Raw genomic sequence first — 18,373 nt, 5'->3', positions numbered from 1 at the left:
CCACCGCCACTAGCTTTTAATATTACAGGATAGCCAATTTTTTTGGCAAATTCTTTTATTTCTTCTTCTTTGCATTCATTTAATACTTTTGTTCCTGGAACTACTGGAATGCCGTTTTGTTGCATTAATTCTCTTGCTATATTTTTATTTCCCATATTTTTAATAACTTGAGATTTTGGTCCAACGAAAATTAATCCTGCATCTTCTACCATTTTTGCGAATTCATAATTTTCACTTAAAAATCCATATCCAGGATGGATTGCATCAGCACCACATTCTTTTGCAGTTTGGATTATTATTTTTGCGTCTAAATAGCCCTTAATGGCATCTTCACCTATACATTTTGCTTCACTTGCGATTTTTACATGCAGACAATTTTCATCAGGCTTTGTATAGATAGCTACACTTTGAATATGCAAATCCCTACAAGCTCTTATGATACGAACAGCAATTTCTCCCCTATTTGCTATTAAAACCTTACTAATCACCTTTAAACTCCTAATTTTAAATAGTGATTTTATTTTAATATTTTAGATTGAAAAAGATGAGTTTGCTTTTGTTTTAACCATTTATTTGTTACTAAAAGTAACAAAATTAAATATTCAATTTTTTAGTTTATGGAATTTGATTTTAATATTTTTACTTGGTTTATATTGAAAAATCAATATAAACCAAAATAAGCAAATTATAATTTATTTTAAATTCTCTTGGCTTTTTAAATACACACTAGCACAATCTTTGCTAAGTTCTCTTATTTTTAGCATAAAATCTTGTCTTTGAGTAACGCTAATTGCACCCCTAGCATCAAGGGTATTAAATAAATGCGCGCACATTAGACAATAATCATACGCAGGTAGTGAATAACCACTATCAAGCACACTTCTTGCTTCATTATATGAAATATCAAACATTTCTTTAAGTCTTGAAGCATTTGCTAATTCAAAATTAAACTTAGAGTATTCAAACTCACCTTGCTTATGAACATCAGCATAAGTTAGCCCACCGCCCCAATTAATATCATAAACATTATCAATATCTTGAATATACATTGCTAAGCGTTCAAGTCCGTAAGTAATCTCTGCACTAATTAAATCACAAGAAAATCCACCAACTTGTTGAAAATAAGTAAATTGAGTAACTTCCATTCCATCAAGCCATACTTCCCAGCCAAGCCCCCAAGCTCCTAAAGATGGGCTTTCCCAGTTATCTTCTATAAATCTTACATCGTGTTTATTTAAATCAATTCCTAAAACTTTTAAGCTATTTAAATATAAATCTTGAATATTTGCTGGACTTGGTTTCATTAATACTTGAAATTGATAATAAGCACCTAAACGATTTGGATTTTCTCCGTATCTTCCATCAGTTGGACGGCGAGATGGAGCAACATAACAAACATTATGTGGTTTTGTTCCAAGTGATTTTAAGAATGTTTGTGGATGAAAAGTCCCTGCACCTGCAGGAAAATCATAAGGCTGAATTAAAGCACAACCTTGCTCACACCAATACTTTTGTAAGTTTAAAATAATTTCTGAAAATGTCATTTAAAAGCCTTTAAAATAAATTTTATTTATCATACAAAATTAATATAAATTTATGTTATTTTGCATATAATTAGCGATTTTTTAAGGAGATTATATGAAAAAATTAATTTTAATTACAAGTTCTTTATTTGTTTTTAGTGCTTGTGTTAGTCAAGAAAATGAAGTTGTAAAAAGCAATTTAATGAATCTTGCTTTACAAACTGCTTTAAATCCTAGCTTAAAAGACGAACAAACTAACTGCATTACTAACAAAAATGCAAGCTCTTGTTTAAATATTGCAAATGTTTTATTACAAGGCACTTCAACTTCTCAAAACATTCAAGCAGCAGGTTATTACTATCAATTAGCTTGTTCTTTTGGTTTAGCAATTGGTTGCGATAAAGCTAACGAATTAAAAAAATAACCTTTTAAGAATTTAAAACGAGTTAGTTTTAAATTCTTTTAAATAAATTCTTTCAATTAAATAAAAAATCAAAATATCAAATTAATAAAATAATTATAATTTTTTAAGAAAATATATTAAAGGATAAAAATTATTATTAATTGTGTAAAATTGTAACAATGATTTTTATTTTTATTATATTTTATTCTTATATTAATCTTAATGATTTTCTTTTCTTATAGTATTTAAGCAAGGAGGATTTATGATTGAACAAATTAACTTAATCATTTTATTTTTTTTATTATTGTCAATAGTTTTAGGCTATTTATTTAAAGCAAATATTGGTATTTTTGCAATTGTTTTATGCTTTATTGCTGCTTATATTTATGGCTTAAAACCTAGTGAAATTGTAAAATTATGGGGGCTTGATTTATTTTTTATCTTAGTTTCTATTACATATTTTTATGGCTTTGTCATAAATAATGGAACTTTAAATAATCTAGCTTCAAAAGCAGTTTATGGGGTAAGAAACTATCCTTGGAGTATTCCTATTGTTTTGTATATTGTTGTTGTAATTTTTGTCGGTATTGGACCAGGACATTATGCTGGATTTGCCTTTATGAGCCCATTAGTTTTATACATAGCTAATAAGATTAAAATGAATAAAATTTTAGCTGCTATTATAATTTATTCAGGTTCTTGTGCTGGGGGATTTAATCCTTTTACTTTAGGTGGTAGGGTTACTTATAATCTAATTGAGAATTTAGGTTTTACACCTGAACAATCAGCAATTATGCAATTAAATCTTGGAAAAAATATGTTTATAGCACATACTTTAATTTTTATTTTAGGATATGTGTTATTAAAGGGGTATAAGGTTGTATATTCATCAAATATTGATAAACCTGAAAAACTAAATTCTATACAAATTAAAACGATTTTAATAGTTACATTTGTATTTTCTTTGGTTATGGTTCCATCAATTTATTTATCTTTTCAACCTGAAAATTTATTGATGAGTAAAATGACTATATTTTTTAATCCTACTTTTGTTTCATTCTTAGGAATTATTTTAGCTATTGTATTTAAGATAGGAGATGAAACACAAGCTTTTAAAAATATACCTTGGAATTTAATTTTTATGATTGGTGCATTAACTATGCTAATAGCACTTGGAAAATCTACTGGTGCTATGCAAATAATAAGCAATTTTTTAAGTGCTCAAGGTGGCAATGATAGTAGCTGGATATATTATTTATTAGGCGTTTTATCTTCTTCAATGAGTGCATTTGCTTCTAGTATGGGCGTTGTAATGCCGACATTTTTTCCTATTGTTCCAAGTCTTAGCGTATTAGAGCCATCTTTGGCATTTTCTATTATCGCAACATTTGCAACATTTACGGGGTATTCAAGTTTTTCATCAGGTGGAGCATTGGTTTTAGCAGGGACACAAGATGAGCAAGAAAGAAAATATTTATTTATTAGGTTATTAATATTACCTATTTTGCTTGTGTTATTTGGGTTTTTGTTATTGTTTTTAGGTGTTATTAATTAATTTATGAAAGGGAAAATTATGGAATTTAAAAATTATATAGGCAAACAAGAAATTATAAAAGAAGAAATAAGTCTTACTCAAGTTGAAAAAATAGTCGCAACACTTGATTATAAAGATTTAAAATTAGGTGATGAATTACCTTATTTATGGCAATGGTGCTTTTTTAATAAGGCTTTAAGTAAAGATAAATTAGGCAAAGACGGACACCCTAAATTAGGTGGAAGCGATGATAGTTTTTTACCTAGTTTTGGAAATGTTAATCGTATGTGGGCTGGTGGTAGATTTACTTTTAATTCAGCGTTGATTATAGGCAAAATCGCTACTAAAATTACTACTATAAAAGATATTCAAGAAAAAGTTGGAAATACAGGAAAATTAATTTTTGTTACTTTAGAGCATAAATATTATCAAGATGAAGATTTAAAAATTGTTGAAGAACAAGATATAGTTTATAAAGAGCCAACTCCACCAAAATTAACTAGCAATAAACCTGTAAGTGAAGCTGATTTTTCTGAAAGTTTTTGCCCTGATTCTACTTTATTATTTAGATATTCAGCACTTACTTTTAATGGGCATAAAATTCATTATGATTATCCTTACGCTACTATGGTTGAAGGATATAGCGGCTTAGTAATTCACGGACCTTTATTAGCTACTAAGATGATTAGTTGTTTTGCAAAAAATCATAAAGATAAAAAAATCACAAAATATAGTTATAGAGGATTACACGCAGTTTGCACTCCTAGTAGTTTTTGCGTTGAGTCAAAAATAATTAGTGAAAACGAAGCAAATGTGTGGATAAATAAAGATGGCTTTATAGCTCATCAAGGCATTATAAATTATAAATAAAGGAGAAAAAATGTTGCCATTAGAAGGAAAATTAGTATTAAGTATAGAACAAGCAATAGCAGCACCATTTTGCACTAGACAATTAGCTGATTTAGGTGCTAGAGTTATTAAGATAGAACGCCCTGATGTAGGGGATTTGGCAAGAGGATATGATACTAGAGTAGATGGACTTGCAAGTCATTTTGTATGGACTAATAGAAGCAAGGAGAGTTTAGCTATTGATTTAAAAACCGAAGAAGGTATGAAAATAATAAAATCAATTTTACCTAAGGTGGATATTTTCGTTCAAAATCTAGCATTTGGGGCTGCAAAAAGACTAGGATTAGATTATGAAAATTTAATTAAATATAATCCAAAAATGATTGTTTGTGATATTTCTGGCTATGGAGAAGGTGGAGAATACGAACACAAAAAAGCTTATGATTTATTAATTCAATCAGAAAGTGGCTTAGTATCTATAACAGGAAATGGTGATGAGTGTGTAAAAGTGCCAATTAGTATAGCTGATATATCTGCTGGAATGTATGCTTATAGTGGGATTTTACAAGCTCTTTTATATCTTGAGAAAACAAATAAAGGCTCAAGAATAGAAATATCAATGTTAGAATGTATGGCTGAATGGATGGGGTATCCAATATATTATACTTATAAGGGTGCTAATCCGCCTATTAAAAAAGGTGCTTTTCACGCTAGTATTACTCCTTATGGTCCTTATAAGGCTGGTGATGGTAATGTTGTTATGTTTGGTCTTCAAAATGAAAGAGAATGGAGTAATTTTTGTAAGATTGTATTAGAAGATGAAAGCTTAATTAATGATGAAGAATTTAAAAATAACACATTAAGAACAAAAAACGCACAAAAGATTAAAGAAATAATAGAAAATAAATTTAAAAATCTAACAGCAAAAGATGTTGTGGATAGATTAGAAAAAGCAAAAATTGCAAATGGTAATGTAAATGAATTAAAAGATGTGTGGAATCACTCTCAATTAAAAAGTAGAAATAGATGGAGAGAAGTTGATACTGAAGTAGGTAAAATCCCAGCATTATTGCCACCGGCTACAAATAATAATTATGAGCCTAGAATGGATAAAATCCCAGCGTTAGGAGAACATACTCATAAAATCTTAAAAGAATTTGGATTTAAAGATGAGATTTCTCAACTACAATCAAAAAACATAATAAAGGTAAGAGATGAAAACTAAGAGTTTTTTGTTTGTTCCATCAATTAAAAATGATAGATTTAATAAGGCTTTAAATAGCGGAGCTGATTATATTATTATTGATTTAGAAGATTCAATTAGCCCTAATCAAAAAGATAAAGGCAGGGCTAATATTTTAGAATTTGCAAACAATACAGATGCTAATTTTTTTATAAGAATTAATGATACTAAGAGTGAATATTTTAATGATGATATGAAATTATTAGATGAATTAAATAAAATGAAAAAATTATATGCAATTGTATTGCCTAAGAGTGAGAGTTCAAAAGAATTTGAATTATTTAAAGATTTTAAAGATTTAATAATAATTCCAATTATTGAAAGTGCTTTGGGCGTTGATAATTTAGATGATATTGCAAGTTCAAAATTAATTAAATTATTAAGTTTTGGTGCTTTAGATATTTCTTTAGAATTAGGATTAAAAGAAGGCAGCGGAAGAGAAAATTTATTAAATCACATAAGAAATCAAATAGTGATAAAAAGTGCAAAATATAAATTATTACCACCAATTAATGGAGTATATCCTGATATTAAAGATGAAATTGGTTTAAAATCTGAATTAGAATTTGTATCTTCTATGGGTTTTGGCGGGTCTTTAAGCATTCATCCAAATCAAATTCCAATAATCAATCAAGTATTTAGTCCTACTAAAGAACAAATTCTATGGGCTAAAGAAATAGTAGAATTGGCAAAAAATACTGATGATATTGTATTTAATTATAAAGGCAATATGATAGATTTGCCAGTAATTAAGAAAGCTCAAAATATACTAGCAAATATCTAATATCTCTCTTAGGAGAGATATTAAAATAAGTGTGGGATTATTCCTGCAATATATCCAAAAATCAAGCAAATAATACTAATTGCCCAAATATAAAAGAATGAGCGTTTAATATGTTCTTTTATAGATACATCAGCAAGACCACATCCAAGCAATGTAGCAGGAACAACAGGGCTTATAAATGTAGCACAATTTCTAGCTAAAACCATAATAATAGCAAGATTCATTGGGTCAATTCCAAAAGCATTTGTAACGCTTAAAACCACAGGCATAACGCCATAAAAATAAGAATCCGTGCAAAAGATTAATGCCATAGGAACAGCAAGCAAGCCTACTACTAAAGGAATTAAATTACCATATTCATTAGGCACTAGAGTTAGAATTGAAGCTCCCATTTTATTCATAATTCCACTTTTATCAAATACACCGATTAAAATTCCTGCACCAATTAAAGTAATATACATCATTATTGCTCCACCACTTGCTTTATCTAAAACTTTTTTAGCTATTTTTAAATTAGGATAATTTAGTGGCAACGCAATTGCAAAACCTATCATAAAGCAAACATAAGAAGGTAATACATTAATTACTAAAGCAGCAATAACAGCTATTAGTAAAAATACATTTACTAAGAAAAATTTATCGTTTTGAAATTCGCTTTTTTCAATTTCAAGTTTAATTCCTTCAAGATTACCGCCAGCACCACGCCTTTTTTCTTGATAACCGATAAAAATAGCTAAAGCTAGTGCTAAAACAAGACCTAAAACTTGCATAGGGATTAATTGATGCCATAAATCATTCGCGTCAGCTTTAATAACCGTTGCAGCTCTTAGAGTTGGACCTCCCCAAGGAAGAACATTCATAACACCCATTGCACTAGCACAAATTAATAAAAGTGATGATTTTCTCATTCCAAGTCTTTCATAAATTGGAAGCATAGCTGGAATAACTATTAAAAATGTAGCTGCTCCACTACCATCAAGATGAACAAACATTGCCATAAGTGAAGTAAGAATTGTGATTACAAATACATTTGGTGTAACTTTGCTAAGTAAGAAATTAATAATTTTATTAAAAAATCCACTAGCACTAAGCACACTAAAAAAAAGAATAGAAAATACAAATAAAGCTGCTGTATCGCTAACGGTTTTTACACCATCTTTTATAAAACCTTTCATTGCTTTAAAGTTTAAAACATCTCCTTTAACCCCTAAAGCTTTTCCGACTTCTAACCCACAATAATCCATTATCATAAGCATTGCAGCAACTACAAAGCTAACTAAAATAAATGCTATCGCAGGAGTGGTTTTATCTTTTAAGAGTAGCCATACGATAAATCCAAGCCCAATAAAGCCTGTAAGTGATAAAAATAAATCCATTTTTAACCTCCATAAAAAAATGTTAGATTTTAACAAAGTTACAATTTGAAATAATTGAAAATGGATAATTTTTTTAAAAAGTGTTAAGTTTCGTAACAAATTTTAGAATTTAAGAAAAAATTAAAAAATAATAATTCAAATTCTAAAAAGAATTTGAATTAATAATTAATCTTGTTTATTAGGTAAGATTAGATTTAGAATAATTGCAAGTAAGGCACTAAGTCCAACTCCTGAAAATGAAACGCTTCCAAAACTAGCACTAAGACCGCCAACACCTACAATCAAAGTAGAACTAATAATTACTAGGTTTTTATTATTAGTTAAATCTATTTTAGCATCAACTAAGGTTTTAATCCCAAGACTAGCAATTGTTCCAAATAAAAGTATCATAACTCCACCCATTACAGGCAATGGAATTGATTGTAAAATGGCATTAAATTTACCCACAAATGCAAGTAATATTGCAAATATTGCAGCCCAAGTCATAATTTTAACTTGTGCGTTTTTTGTAATCATTATTGCACCTGTAACTTCTGAATAAGTTGTAACTGGAGGACCACCTATTAAACCTGCAACACAAACTCCAACACCATCTCCGCTTAAAGTTCTATGAAGACCTGGGTCTTTTGTGTAATCTTTTTTAGTTACTGCACCTATTGCCATAACTGCACCAATATGCTCAATTACAGGAGCAATTGCAACAGGTATCATAAAAATTGCTGCACTAAAATTAATGCTAGGTGTTTCAAAATGTGGGATTGCAAACCAAGGTGCAGCTTTAATTGCACTAGTATCAACATAGCCTAAAATAAAGGCTAAAATATATCCACAAATAGCACCTATTAAAATAGGAACTAATTTAAACATTTTTGAGCCAAAAATAGCAATTACAATAGTAATTAAGAATGAAAAAGTAGAAAGCATTAAAGCTATATCTTTATCAATTACTTGAGTTGAACCACTCATACCCATAGCCATTCCAGCTGCACTTACAGCAACGCTAAGACCTATTACGATGATTACAGGGCCAATTACAACTGCGGGAAAAAGTTTGCTAATAAAACTTTCACCTTTTGTTTTGATAATTGCAGCAAAGATAAAATAAACAAATCCTGTGCAAAACAAAGCAAACATAGTTGAATTAATTCCCCATTCTTTCATAGAATAAATTATAGGGGTTATGAATGCAAATGATGAGCCAAGATAGATAGGAACTTTAAATTTCGTAATGATTTGAAAAATAATCGTTCCGCACCCAGCACCTAAAAGAGCCATTGCAGGATTTAGTCCAGTAAGTAAAGGAACTAATACCATTGCACCAAAGGCTACGAATAAAATCTGAAGTCCAGATATCGCGTCTTTAATCATAAAAAAATCCTTTTTTATTTTGAGTTATTATCTCACAGGGGTAAGGTAAAAAAGGATTTTTTTCATTAAATTAAATAAACATAAAGGAGGATTGGTGACCCATACGAGACTCGAACTCGTGTTACCGCCGTGAAAGGGCGATGTCCTAACCGCTAGACGAATGGGCCTTTCAAGAAGTTTTTTCTTGTGATGTAAAAGCCGTTATTATATGTGAAAATTCTTAAAGTTTTCTTAAATTATAAAAATTTTTTCAATTTTTTTAAAATTTTTGTAAAAAATTGTAATTTTGATGAAAATTTTCAATTTAAAAACGACAATTTTAATCTTTTATGTTTAATATTTACATTTTTTATAAGGAGAATATATGAAAGAATTAAAAGAAGCAAGGCTTAGATTAGTTGCTATGCCAAAAGATACAAATCCTGCAGGCAATATTTTTGGTGGTTGGATAATGAGTCAAATAGATTTAGCTGGTGCAGTTGCAGCTAAAGAAATAGCAAATGGTAGAGTAGTTACTATCGCAGTTGAACAAATGACCTTTAAAAAACCTGTTTATGTTGGAGATATTGTGAGCTTTTATGCTGATATTGTAAAAGTTGGAAGCACATCAATACAAGTTCAAGTAGAAGTTATCGCTGAACGCTGCACTCCTAAATTATATGGAGTTTGTGTGCCTGTTACAAGTGCGCTTTTAACTTATGTAAATGTTGATGAAAACGGAGAAAAAATCAAAATTGATGAGAATTTAAAACGCTACAAGGGATTTTAATAATCCCTTTTATTCAACCTACTTTTTAAACTTACTTGTTAGAATTAAAAAAACTTTTAAGGATAATTATGAAATATGTTTTATTTGATACAGAAACTACAGGAAATACAGAATTAGATAGGATTATTCAAGTAGGTGCTTTGGTAATTGATAGTGAAAAATATGAATTTAATGAAATAGAATATGCTGAAAATATTTTTGACAATATACAAGAAAGAAAAGTTTTAGTATTTGATGAATTATGCAGTAGCGAAGTAAATATTTCTTTTGAAGCTATGGAAGTTCATAACATAACCCCTGAAATGCTTATTAATAAGCCAAAATTTAGTGAAACGAAATTTTCAAAAATGCTAAATGAGCTTAATTCAAACGAAAATTACTTAATAGCTCATAATATTAAGTTTGATTTAGAAATGTTAGAAAAAGAAGGCTTTCAAAATAATTTTAAATTAATTGATACTTATAAGTGCGCTAAGGCTATTTTTCCTGACTTTAATCATCACAGATTGCAATATTTAAGATATTTTTTAGGGCTTTATAAAATTGAGCAAGAAGAGGCACAAAAATTAGGAATAATTATAAAAGCTCATGATGCGATAGGCGATGTTTTGGTTATGAAATTATTATTAGATGAATTATTAAAACATAAAAATTATGAAGAATTGCACGAAATTACAAAAGCCCCATTAATTAGCACTAAATTTAGCTTTGGAAAATACAAGGGCAAAAGTTTTGATGAGGTTAGAGCTGTTGATAATGGATATTTGTTGTGGGCTATGAATAATTTAGATGATGAAGATTTAAAATATTCTATCAATAAATTTTTAGGATTAATTTGAGAATTTAAATCTCAAATTATCATTTTTTCTATGTTATATTTTCTATATAATTAATGTTATTATCGTTTATTGCTATTAAATCTATGCAATAATTTAAATTATTGTAATCTTCATAATGTTGATTAAAAATATAAATAGATTTTATAATTCTTTCTAATTTTTTTGGTGTTAAATAATATTCGCTTTCATAATTTTTGCTTGACTTTACTTCAATAAAATGCAAGGTTTTATCCTTTAAAGCGATTATGTCAATTTCTCCAAATTTGGTTTTATAATTTGTTTTAATTATTTTAAAATTATTTTTTTCTAAGTATTTTTTAGCTTTTTGTTCGTTTTCATAGCCAAAAATATATGACTTTAGTCCTTTTATGCTCTTATTTAATAAGTTCTCTTGCTTCATTTATTAAATCTTCGTTAGGATAAATTCCACAAAAGTATTCAAAAGCAAGGGCTGCTTGAAAAATAAGCATATCAAGTCCATCTTGAGTAATAATATTTGGATTTTTTAACTTACAAAAATCTAAAAATATATCGTGATTATATGCTAAATCATAAGCAATTTTTGTATTTTTTGCTAGTTTTTCTAAAAGATTTTCTTCTAAAGGTAGTAGATTTTTTAAACTTGCGCTTGTTGAGTTTATAATTAAATCAAATTCAAATTCATCTAATATAGTATAAACTTCGCATAAAAAATCATCTTTTTTACTTCTATTAATTACTTTAGTTTTTATATTATTTTTTGCTAAAGAATAATAAACAGCCCTAGCAGCCCCACCAGCTCCTATTATTAAGGCATTGTTTATTTTGTAATTTTTTATAGGTTCATAAAATCCAAATATGTCAGTATTATAAGCTTTTAAAGTTCCATTATCATTTATTATAGTATTTGCTGCTTTTGTGTTTATAACGCCTTCATCTTTATAATTTGCTAGTATTGCAACTTCTTCTTTATAAGGTAAAGTTACATTAACACCTTTATATTTTAAAATTGTGTTTTTTAAATCATTTGGATTTTCTACTAAAATTTTCTCATAATTAGCATTTATATTTAATTTTTCATACCATAGATTATGAATTATAGGAGATTTTGAGTGAGCGATAGGATTTCCTATCACTCCGTAAATATTATTTTGCATGATAATAAAATGCGTCTTTTTTCACATTATCTCTTACAAATTTTAAGGCATTTGCTTTATCAGAATTTGAATAAGGTCCTACAATTACTCTACTCATACCTTTATTATCAGTAACTACTTTATATTGTAATCCTAGCGTATCTAGTTTTTTAATTTCGTGTGATTTTAGGTCAATATTTTTACCTGCATATACTTGAATATAGCTTCCATTATCACTTGTAGTAGGTGCTTTATTTACTGGTTTTTCTTGTTGAGCAACTGGTTTTTTAACATTTAATGTATCAAATACTGAGTTTTCTTGTTTTGTTGTTTGAGTAGCTTGTTTTTTCTCTTCTACAACCACAGGCTTTTTCTCTTCAACTACAGTAGGTTTTACTTCTTCTTTAGGAGTTTCAAGTGCTGGCGTAGGTTGTTGATTTGCTTTTGCTAATTCTTTTACAACATTTTGAACTTCTTGAGATTTTTTAGGTTCTGGTTCTACTATATTATTTTCTTTTTTTAATCTTTCTTCTAAAGATGTAAAATCATCACTAAAACCATCATTTTCACTTTTTAAATTCTCAAAAACTTCATTATCTTGAGCTTTTTGTTCAAATGTAGCATTAGGTTCTATCGGTGGTAATGGGCTTTTTTGACTATCTCCATTGCTTATTAATTTATATATAATCAAGGCAATTAGAAAAACTATTATGCCTATAATTATCTTAAATAACATTTGTTTTTGTTTATTCTTTTTGTTGTTACTTTCTAAAACTAAATCTTCAAATTTATTGTGTTCTTGCATTTTCAATCCTTTACATATGTTTTGACCAAGATGCCCCACGCTCTTTTTGATAAATTTCATAAGGTAATGCTAAAATATTGTATTCCTTAGGCATATCAAGTGTTGGAAATACTCTCCATTCAACGGGCATTTTTTGAGCCAACATTGCACTTAGTTTATTAGCTAATCCACAACCTTCGGCAAATGCAGTATGACCTTTGTGAATATATAAATGAAGATGACCTGGCGTTTTGCTTTTATAAGCTGTGAAATTAATAAAACCTTCTTCTCTTAATAATAATTGAGCTCTATGCCAAAATTTTTCAGTATTAAAACCATTGTAGTCAAATACTATATTTTCTACTTTATCTTGTGCATTTATTAAATTGTGAGCTATTGTTATTTTACCTTCTGAATGTTCTCTTATTAAGCTTGGAGATAAAAACTCATTAACTCTTTCATACTTATTAAAAAAAGTTCTACCTTTATGCTCAATTTTGCTTACTATAGTATCTCTTTTTATAAAATAATGTGAATTAATCATTTTAATTAAGGCTAATTCATTGCTTGTTAACATTTTAAGTCCTTATATAATGGGAAATTTTCGCTTAATTTTAGCGTAGTTTCTTTTGCTTTTTTTATAATTTCATCGTTATTTAAATTCTTTAGCACTAGGCTTATTGTCTGTGCTATTATTTTCATTTCTTCTTCTTTCATACCACGAGCACTAAGTGCAGCAGTGCCAAGTCTTAATCCACTTGTAATAAAAGGAGAACGCTTTTCGTTAGGAACGCTATTTTTATTAGCTGTAATACCTGCTTTTTCTAATGCTATTTGAGCATCTTTTCCGCTAAATTCACAATCACTAAAATCCATTAACAACAAGTGATTGTCAGTTCCACCACTTACTAATTTAAATCCTTCTTTTAGCAATTCATCGGCTAATACCTTGCAATTTTTTATAACTTGATTAGCGTATGTTTTCCAACTTTCATCAAGATTATATTTAAATCCAACTGCTTTTGCTGCAATAATATGCATTAATGGACCACCTTGAAGGTTAGGAAAGATTGCTGAATTTATTTTTTTTGCAAGTTCTTCATCATTAGTCATTATTATCCCACCTCTTGGCCCTCTTAGAGTTTTATGAGTTGTTGAAGTTACTATGTGAGCGTGTGGAAATGGACTTGGGTGAAGATTAGCTACTACAAGACCAGCAATATGTGCAATATCAGCTAATAAAAATGCTCCTACTTTATCAGCAATTTTACGAAATCTTTTAAAATCAATTATTCTAGCATAAGCACTAGCACCACAAACTATTAATTTTGGTTTTACTTCTAGGGCAATTTTTTCAATTTCATCATAATTTAAATAACCATTTTCATCTACTCCATAGCTATAGCTAGTATATACTTTGCCACTTGCATTTACCTTTGAGCCGTGAGTTAAATGCCCACCTGCACTTAAATCCATTCCTAAAATAATATCTCCTGGATTTAATAATGCTGCGTATGCACCTTGATTTGCTTGTGAGCCTGAATGGGGTTGAACATTTGCGTAATTACAATTAAATAATTTTTTACAACGCTCAATTGCTAAAACTTCTGCTTTATCAACGATTTCACAACCACCATAATATCTTTTTGATGGATAGCCTTCTGCGTATTTATTTGTAAGAATACTACCTGTAGCCATCATAACTTCAGGAAAAGTGAAATTCTCACTAGCAATCATTTCTAAATTCTCATTTTGTCTTTTAAATTCTTCTTTTATAATTTCATTAATTTCTGTATCAAATATCATCTTAACCCCTTTTTTTTATATAAATTCTCGCTAGTAATCATTCACAAATTGAAATTATCAATCCTTTTTAGGACGCATAGCAGGGAATAATATTACATCTTTGATTGATTTTTTGTTAGTTAGCATCATAACAAGTCTATCAATTCCTATGCCCTCACCTGCAGTTGGTGCCATACCAAACCCTAACGCATTTACGAAATCTTCATCCATTTCGCATGCTTCGTCATTTCCAGCTTTTTTAGCTTCTACTTGAGCCAAAAATCTTTCGTATTGATCAAGTGGGTCATTTAATTCGTTAAATCCATTTGCTAGTTCTTTTCCAGCTATAAACAATTCAAATCTCTCAGCTATTTCAGGATTTTCATCACTTCTTCTACTTAATGGACTAATTGATACTGGAAAATCCGTAATAAATGTAGGATTTATAAGTTTATCTTCTACATAATTATCAAATAATTCTGCTTGTAAATGTCCTAAATCTAATTTTTCATTTGCTTCAAATCCATCAGCCTTTAATTTCTTTAAAATTGCAGCTTTATCATTTACTATAGCAGCATCAATACCACCTATTTGAACTAAGGCATCTTTATATGGAATTTTTGCAAATGGAGTGCTAAAATCTATTTGCTTATCATCGTATGTAATAGTAGTGCTAAGTCCTAAGTGAGCTATTAATTTGCTTAATAAATCTTCAGTTAAATTCATTAAATCCTTATAATTATGATAAGCCCAATAAAACTCAATCGTGCTAAATTCAGGATTGTGAGTAAGATCCATTCCTTCGTTTCTAAAGCAACGATTTAATTCAAATACAGCTTCAAAACCACCAACTATTAAGCGTTTTAAGTAAAGTTCAGGTGCAATTCTTAAAAATCTATCAACACCTAAAGTATTATGATGAGTAATGAATGGTCTTGCGTTAGCTCCGCCTGCAATTTCGTGCATCATAGGAGTTTCAACTTCTAAAAATCCTAGATTTTCAAAATATCTTCTAACAAATGAAACAATCTTACTTCTATTAACAAAATCTTGTCTAATTTCAGCATTCATAATCATATCAAGATATCTTTGTCTATAGCGGCTTTCCATATCCACTAAGCCGTGAAATTTTTCAGGTAATACGCAAATACTTTTAGTAACTAAATCTAATTTATCTACATGAATACTAAATTCGCCTTTTTTTGTTACGAAAGCATAACCACGAACTTTGATAATATCGCCTACTTCTATGAGTTTTTTAATATTATCAAACCAAGTTTCATCAATTGTGCTTTTATTAAAATAAATCTGAATTGAGCCACTAAAGTCTTCAATGTTCGCAAAAACGGCTTTCCCACCATCACGCATAAATTTAATTCTACCGATTAATTCACAGATTTCTTCTGCTTTTTTTTCTTCAAGTTCATTTATGAAATCATATTTATCTTTAAATTCTTTTATACTCATTGGTTTTGTTACAAAATGAGAATAAGGATTAATACCTAAAGACCTTAGCTCGTTAGCTTTACTAATTTTTTGCTGTTCTAGTGGGTTTTCAAACATATTTTTACCTTTCTTTATATTAAATTATTTTTTTTGACATTCTTTGCAAGTTCCATATAATTGCATTAAATGGCTTGATAGTTTAAAACCATGTTCTTTTGCAATTTTTAATTGCCTTTGCTCTACTATATCATCTTGAAATTCTATAATTTTATTACAAGATTTACAAATCATATGGTCGTGGTGTGGCTTGTTTGCAAGCTCAAATTTTTTACCTGCAGTTCCAAAAGAAATTGAAGTTACCATTCCTGATTCTTCTAAAAGATTTAAAGTTCTATAAATTGTTGCGATACCTATGTTTTGATTAGGATCCATTTCTTTTAATGCTTCATAAAGTTCATCTGGAGTGCAGTGTTCGTCATTGTTATAAAGTAATTTTAATAAACTTTCTCTTTGTTTTGTGTATTTTAATCCACTTGTTTTTAGAATTTTTTTAAATTCTTCTAATAATACATCGTATTCCATATTTTCCATGTTTTCTCCTTTTATTTTGAATTTTCTTCTTTTAATTCATTATTTAATAAATTTTCTTTTTTTGTATTTATAGTATTTTGAATCGCTTGTATATTAGCGATTGCTCCACCTGTTTGAATTAAGACAGGATACATCATACTATTTGCAAAAAATTGGTTTACTTTACTATTTATTATAGGTAAGGCATTTATACAAGATGCAATTATAGAAAAAATTATAAATATTTTTCCAGCGCAAAATATAAATCCCATAATTTTATCAATTATTCCAAGTCCGCTTAAGGCTACTAGTTTTGATATTATTCTTCCTAAAATAAGAAAAATTCCCCAAACTATAACTAAAGTTATAACAAAACCACATAGGTTTAATAAAAGCTCATTATCGCTTTTATAAACATATTGATTAATTAATGCCCCTACTTTTTCTGAATTGCTAGTGCTTACATATACGCCTACTAAAATACCAGCTAATCCAAAACCTTCTTTAATAAGTCCTGAAATAATTCCACCAATACCTAAAATTAGCGTTACGCCAATTATTACACAATCTAGTATTAAGCCGCTATTCATATCAAATTCACTAGCTCATTATATTGAGTGCTATATCTTAAAGCAAGCTCACGAGTGATTAAACCAGAGCGAACCGCTTCAACTAAGCTTTGTGTTTGGGTTTTCATACCTGTGCCTTGTTGATTTAACTGCATTTGTGAATATATTTGATGGTTTTTGTTTTCACGAATAAGGTTTGCAATAGCCATATTATTAATCATAATTTCATGAATTGCTAAACGACCACCACCTTTTTTAGGTATTAAGCTTTGTGCTATAACTGCTTGTAATGAAAACGATAACATATTTCTAATTTGGTCTTGCTCTCCACCACTAAAGCTATCTACGATACGGTTGATTGTTTGCATAGCTGAGTTTGTGTGTAGGGTTCCAAATACTAAGTGACCTGTTTCAGCTGCTGTAATTGCTGCTGCTATTGTTTCTCTATCTCTCATCTCACCGATTAAGATAATATCAGGGTCTTGTCTTAAAGCATATTTTAAAGCTGTTTGAAAGCTTTTAGTATCTATATCAACGTTTCTGTAAGAAAATACTGATTTTTTGTTTTTATGCATAAATTCAACTGGGTGTTCTATGGTTAAAATATGCTTACTTTCTGTTGCGTTGATTTCATTTAACATTGCTGCTAGAGTTGTTGATTTACCAGAACCTGTTGGACCTGTTACAAGAATTAGTCCTTTTTCTTTTTTGATTAATTCTTTAAAAATTGGTGGTGCTTTTAAATCATCTAAACTAGGGATATTTTCAGGAATTAGACGAAATGCAGCTGCAAGTTTTCCTTCTTCAACATAGTAATAGTTTGCCCTAAAACGCCCTACTCCTTCAACTGCATAAGCGAAGTCTAGTTCTCTTTCTTCTTCTAAGGTTGCTTTTTGTGCGTCTGATAAAATACTATAACAAGAAGCTTTAATAATTTCGGAATTTAAAACAGCAAATTCCAAATCATTCAAAGTTCCGTGAATTCTTAAAAGTGGTTTTCTACCAGGAATAAAGTGCAAATCACTCGCATCATTTTCTTTCATAAATGTTAAAATTCCATTCATTTGAATGGTATTAACGCTATCTTGAGTTTGAATATTTTCTTCCATTTATTTTCCTTATTCTATGATTTTAGGTACAGAGAAAAAATGTCCATTTGTAGATGGTGCATTTTTTAAAATATCTTCAATAACTTCTGATTTTTGTGGTATATCTTCTCTTAGTGGAGTATAATTTAAATTATTGATTTTTAAATTATTAGTATCAATTTCATTTAAATTATCTACGAATTTTAAAATATCATCAAAATCAGCAATTAGTTCTTTTCTTACATTATCATTTAACCTAATTGATGATAATTTTTCTAATCTTTCTAATAGCTTTTCATTGACTACCATAAGTTCACCTTGCTTTAAT

The 18,373-nt window shown here is 28.9% G+C and carries 21 protein-coding genes and 1 tRNA gene; 7 read left to right on the top strand and 15 right to left on the bottom strand.

All coding sequences use genetic code 11. The annotated features are described in order from the left end of the window. The coding region (locus tag AVBRAN9331_RS02500) for a biotin carboxylase N-terminal domain-containing protein (RefSeq protein WP_336612331.1) at positions 1 to 488 on the bottom strand (488 nt) is incomplete at its 3' end. Between the two features lie 204 nt (positions 489 to 692). Continuing rightward, positions 693 to 1,544: a glycine--tRNA ligase subunit alpha gene (gene glyQ, locus AVBRAN9331_RS02495; protein WP_214116180.1), complete on the bottom strand. Its 852-nt coding sequence runs from the start codon at positions 1,542 to 1,544 to the stop codon at positions 693 to 695. 94 nt (positions 1,545 to 1,638) lie between these two features. On the opposite strand from glyQ, the gene AVBRAN9331_RS02490 reads away from it, so the two are divergent. The 5 genes from AVBRAN9331_RS02490 (at position 1,639) to AVBRAN9331_RS02470 (ending at position 6,336) form a co-directional block, all read left to right on the top strand. Beyond that, a complete protein-coding gene (locus AVBRAN9331_RS02490) occupies positions 1,639 to 1,947 on the top strand; it encodes an SEL1-like repeat protein (RefSeq protein ID WP_214116183.1) in 309 nt (102 codons plus the stop codon). Positions 1,948 to 2,191: 244 nt separating this feature from the next. Further along, positions 2,192 to 3,481 carry an SLC13 family permease gene (locus AVBRAN9331_RS02485; RefSeq protein WP_214116450.1) on the top strand — a complete coding sequence of 430 codons (1,290 nt, stop codon included), beginning with the start codon at positions 2,192 to 2,194 and terminating at the stop codon, positions 3,479 to 3,481. An 18-nt stretch (positions 3,482 to 3,499) separates the two neighbouring features. Further along, positions 3,500 to 4,330, top strand: a complete 831-nt coding sequence (locus AVBRAN9331_RS02480; RefSeq protein WP_336612330.1) for a hypothetical protein — start codon at positions 3,500 to 3,502, stop codon at positions 4,328 to 4,330. A gap of 10 nt (positions 4,331 to 4,340) precedes the next feature. Further along, positions 4,341 to 5,534 (top strand): CaiB/BaiF CoA transferase family protein, encoded by a 1,194-nt coding sequence (locus tag AVBRAN9331_RS02475; protein ID WP_214119967.1) that lies wholly within the window; start codon positions 4,341 to 4,343, stop codon positions 5,532 to 5,534. Further along, complete coding sequence (locus AVBRAN9331_RS02470; RefSeq protein ID WP_214116190.1) at positions 5,524 to 6,336, top strand: HpcH/HpaI aldolase/citrate lyase family protein; 813 nt, start codon at positions 5,524 to 5,526, stop codon at positions 6,334 to 6,336. The genes AVBRAN9331_RS02475 and AVBRAN9331_RS02470 overlap by 11 nt, the downstream gene beginning before the upstream one ends. A gap of 20 nt (positions 6,337 to 6,356) precedes the next feature. On the opposite strand, the gene AVBRAN9331_RS02465 is transcribed toward AVBRAN9331_RS02470, so the two are convergent. The 3 genes from AVBRAN9331_RS02465 to AVBRAN9331_RS02455 all read right to left on the bottom strand — a co-directional run bounded on the left by AVBRAN9331_RS02465 (position 6,357) and on the right by AVBRAN9331_RS02455 (position 9,247). Further along, positions 6,357 to 7,712, bottom strand: a complete 1,356-nt coding sequence (locus AVBRAN9331_RS02465) for a CitMHS family transporter (protein WP_336608623.1) — start codon at positions 7,710 to 7,712, stop codon at positions 6,357 to 6,359. 165 nt (positions 7,713 to 7,877) lie between these two features. Beyond that, entirely contained in the window at positions 7,878 to 9,080 is a 1,203-nt protein-coding gene (locus AVBRAN9331_RS02460) for a uracil-xanthine permease family protein (protein WP_336609293.1), read from the bottom strand. A gap of 92 nt (positions 9,081 to 9,172) precedes the next feature. Continuing rightward, a tRNA-Glu gene (locus AVBRAN9331_RS02455) sits at positions 9,173 to 9,247 on the bottom strand. Between the two features lie 197 nt (positions 9,248 to 9,444). Here AVBRAN9331_RS02455 and AVBRAN9331_RS02450 point away from each other — a divergent pair. Together AVBRAN9331_RS02450 and AVBRAN9331_RS02445 are read left to right on the top strand one after the other, a co-directional pair. Then, the gene (locus tag AVBRAN9331_RS02450; protein ID WP_214116195.1) at positions 9,445 to 9,849 is read left to right on the top strand and encodes an acyl-CoA thioesterase; all 405 of its coding nucleotides are present in this window, start codon (positions 9,445 to 9,447) and stop codon (positions 9,847 to 9,849) included. Between the two features lie 65 nt (positions 9,850 to 9,914). Further along, positions 9,915 to 10,688 carry a 3'-5' exonuclease gene (locus tag AVBRAN9331_RS02445; RefSeq protein WP_336612334.1) on the top strand — a complete coding sequence of 258 codons (774 nt, stop codon included), beginning with the start codon at positions 9,915 to 9,917 and terminating at the stop codon, positions 10,686 to 10,688. Between the two features lie 28 nt (positions 10,689 to 10,716). On the opposite strand, the gene AVBRAN9331_RS02440 is transcribed toward AVBRAN9331_RS02445, so the two are convergent. The 10 genes from AVBRAN9331_RS02440 to gatC are packed head-to-tail and all read right to left on the bottom strand — an operon-like array spanning position 10,717 to position 18,354. Further along, positions 10,717 to 11,088: a YraN family protein gene (locus tag AVBRAN9331_RS02440; RefSeq protein ID WP_214119971.1), complete on the bottom strand. Its 372-nt coding sequence runs from the start codon at positions 11,086 to 11,088 to the stop codon at positions 10,717 to 10,719. Further along, complete coding sequence (locus AVBRAN9331_RS02435; RefSeq protein WP_336612329.1) at positions 11,063 to 11,824, bottom strand: shikimate dehydrogenase; 762 nt, start codon at positions 11,822 to 11,824, stop codon at positions 11,063 to 11,065. Before AVBRAN9331_RS02435 ends, AVBRAN9331_RS02440 begins: the two co-directional genes overlap by 26 nt. After that, on the bottom strand, positions 11,814 to 12,608 hold the full coding sequence (locus AVBRAN9331_RS02430; protein WP_336612328.1) for an SPOR domain-containing protein: 795 nt from the start codon (positions 12,606 to 12,608) through the stop codon (positions 11,814 to 11,816). Before AVBRAN9331_RS02430 ends, AVBRAN9331_RS02435 begins: the two co-directional genes overlap by 11 nt. A 10-nt stretch (positions 12,609 to 12,618) precedes the next feature. Next, positions 12,619 to 13,164 (bottom strand): DUF1882 domain-containing protein, encoded by a 546-nt coding sequence (locus AVBRAN9331_RS02425; protein ID WP_214116202.1) that lies wholly within the window; start codon positions 13,162 to 13,164, stop codon positions 12,619 to 12,621. Continuing rightward, positions 13,158 to 14,393, bottom strand: coding sequence for a serine hydroxymethyltransferase (glyA, locus tag AVBRAN9331_RS02420; protein WP_336612327.1), 1,236 nt, complete (start codon positions 14,391 to 14,393; stop codon positions 13,158 to 13,160). The genes AVBRAN9331_RS02425 and glyA overlap by 7 nt, the downstream gene beginning before the upstream one ends. A gap of 57 nt (positions 14,394 to 14,450) precedes the next feature. After that, positions 14,451 to 15,935, bottom strand: coding sequence for a lysine--tRNA ligase (gene lysS / locus AVBRAN9331_RS02415; protein WP_214116207.1), 1,485 nt, complete (start codon positions 15,933 to 15,935; stop codon positions 14,451 to 14,453). 24 nt (positions 15,936 to 15,959) lie between these two features. Continuing rightward, positions 15,960 to 16,409 carry a Fur family transcriptional regulator gene (locus tag AVBRAN9331_RS02410; protein ID WP_214116209.1) on the bottom strand — a complete coding sequence of 150 codons (450 nt, stop codon included), beginning with the start codon at positions 16,407 to 16,409 and terminating at the stop codon, positions 15,960 to 15,962. Positions 16,410 to 16,420: 11 nt separating this feature from the next. Next, positions 16,421 to 16,978, bottom strand: coding sequence for a CvpA family protein (locus AVBRAN9331_RS02405; protein ID WP_214116211.1), 558 nt, complete (start codon positions 16,976 to 16,978; stop codon positions 16,421 to 16,423). Continuing rightward, positions 16,975 to 18,021 (bottom strand): type IV pilus twitching motility protein PilT, encoded by a 1,047-nt coding sequence (locus AVBRAN9331_RS02400; RefSeq protein WP_275592004.1) that lies wholly within the window; start codon positions 18,019 to 18,021, stop codon positions 16,975 to 16,977. Before AVBRAN9331_RS02400 ends, AVBRAN9331_RS02405 begins: the two co-directional genes overlap by 4 nt. Positions 18,022 to 18,075: 54 nt before the next feature. Next, a complete protein-coding gene (gatC, locus tag AVBRAN9331_RS02395) occupies positions 18,076 to 18,354 on the bottom strand; it encodes an Asp-tRNA(Asn)/Glu-tRNA(Gln) amidotransferase subunit GatC (RefSeq protein WP_214116213.1) in 279 nt (92 codons plus the stop codon). Positions 18,355 to 18,373 lie beyond the last annotated feature (19 nt).

The sequence above is a fragment of the Campylobacter sp. RM9331 genome, assembly GCF_020137685.1.
GTDB lineage: Bacteria > Campylobacterota > Campylobacteria > Campylobacterales > Campylobacteraceae > Campylobacter_E.
This window is presented reverse-complemented; position numbering and strand designations above follow the sequence as displayed.

Bases quoted from the DNA above. Each gene is read 5' to 3' on its own strand.
- AVBRAN9331_RS02400 (WP_275592004.1), bottom strand. From the start codon at position 18,021: ATGAATGGAATTTTAACATTTATGAAAGAAAATGATGCGAGTGATTTG.
- AVBRAN9331_RS02405 (WP_214116211.1), bottom strand. From the start codon at position 16,978: ATGAATAGCGGCTTAATACTAGATTGTGTAATAATTGGCGTAACGCTA.
- AVBRAN9331_RS02440 (WP_214119971.1), bottom strand. From the start codon at position 11,088: ATGAAGCAAGAGAACTTATTAAATAAGAGCATAAAAGGACTAAAGTCA.
- AVBRAN9331_RS02475 (WP_214119967.1), top strand. From the start codon at position 4,341: ATGTTGCCATTAGAAGGAAAATTAGTATTAAGTATAGAACAAGCAATA.
- glyA (WP_336612327.1), bottom strand. From the start codon at position 14,393: ATGATATTTGATACAGAAATTAATGAAATTATAAAAGAAGAATTTAAA.
- AVBRAN9331_RS02490 (WP_214116183.1), top strand. From the start codon at position 1,639: ATGAAAAAATTAATTTTAATTACAAGTTCTTTATTTGTTTTTAGTGCT.
- AVBRAN9331_RS02460 (WP_336609293.1), bottom strand. From the start codon at position 9,080: ATGATTAAAGACGCGATATCTGGACTTCAGATTTTATTCGTAGCCTTT.
- AVBRAN9331_RS02470 (WP_214116190.1), top strand. From the start codon at position 5,524: ATGAAAACTAAGAGTTTTTTGTTTGTTCCATCAATTAAAAATGATAGA.
- AVBRAN9331_RS02430 (WP_336612328.1), bottom strand. From the start codon at position 12,608: ATGCAAGAACACAATAAATTTGAAGATTTAGTTTTAGAAAGTAACAAC.
- lysS (WP_214116207.1), bottom strand. From the start codon at position 15,935: ATGTTTGAAAACCCACTAGAACAGCAAAAAATTAGTAAAGCTAACGAG.
- glyQ (WP_214116180.1), bottom strand. From the start codon at position 1,544: ATGACATTTTCAGAAATTATTTTAAACTTACAAAAGTATTGGTGTGAG.
- AVBRAN9331_RS02450 (WP_214116195.1), top strand. From the start codon at position 9,445: ATGAAAGAATTAAAAGAAGCAAGGCTTAGATTAGTTGCTATGCCAAAA.
- AVBRAN9331_RS02425 (WP_214116202.1), bottom strand. From the start codon at position 13,164: ATGTTAACAAGCAATGAATTAGCCTTAATTAAAATGATTAATTCACAT.
- AVBRAN9331_RS02465 (WP_336608623.1), bottom strand. From the start codon at position 7,712: ATGGATTTATTTTTATCACTTACAGGCTTTATTGGGCTTGGATTTATC.
- AVBRAN9331_RS02435 (WP_336612329.1), bottom strand. From the start codon at position 11,824: ATGCAAAATAATATTTACGGAGTGATAGGAAATCCTATCGCTCACTCA.
- AVBRAN9331_RS02480 (WP_336612330.1), top strand. From the start codon at position 3,500: ATGGAATTTAAAAATTATATAGGCAAACAAGAAATTATAAAAGAAGAA.
- AVBRAN9331_RS02410 (WP_214116209.1), bottom strand. From the start codon at position 16,409: ATGGAAAATATGGAATACGATGTATTATTAGAAGAATTTAAAAAAATT.
- gatC (WP_214116213.1), bottom strand. From the start codon at position 18,354: ATGGTAGTCAATGAAAAGCTATTAGAAAGATTAGAAAAATTATCATCA.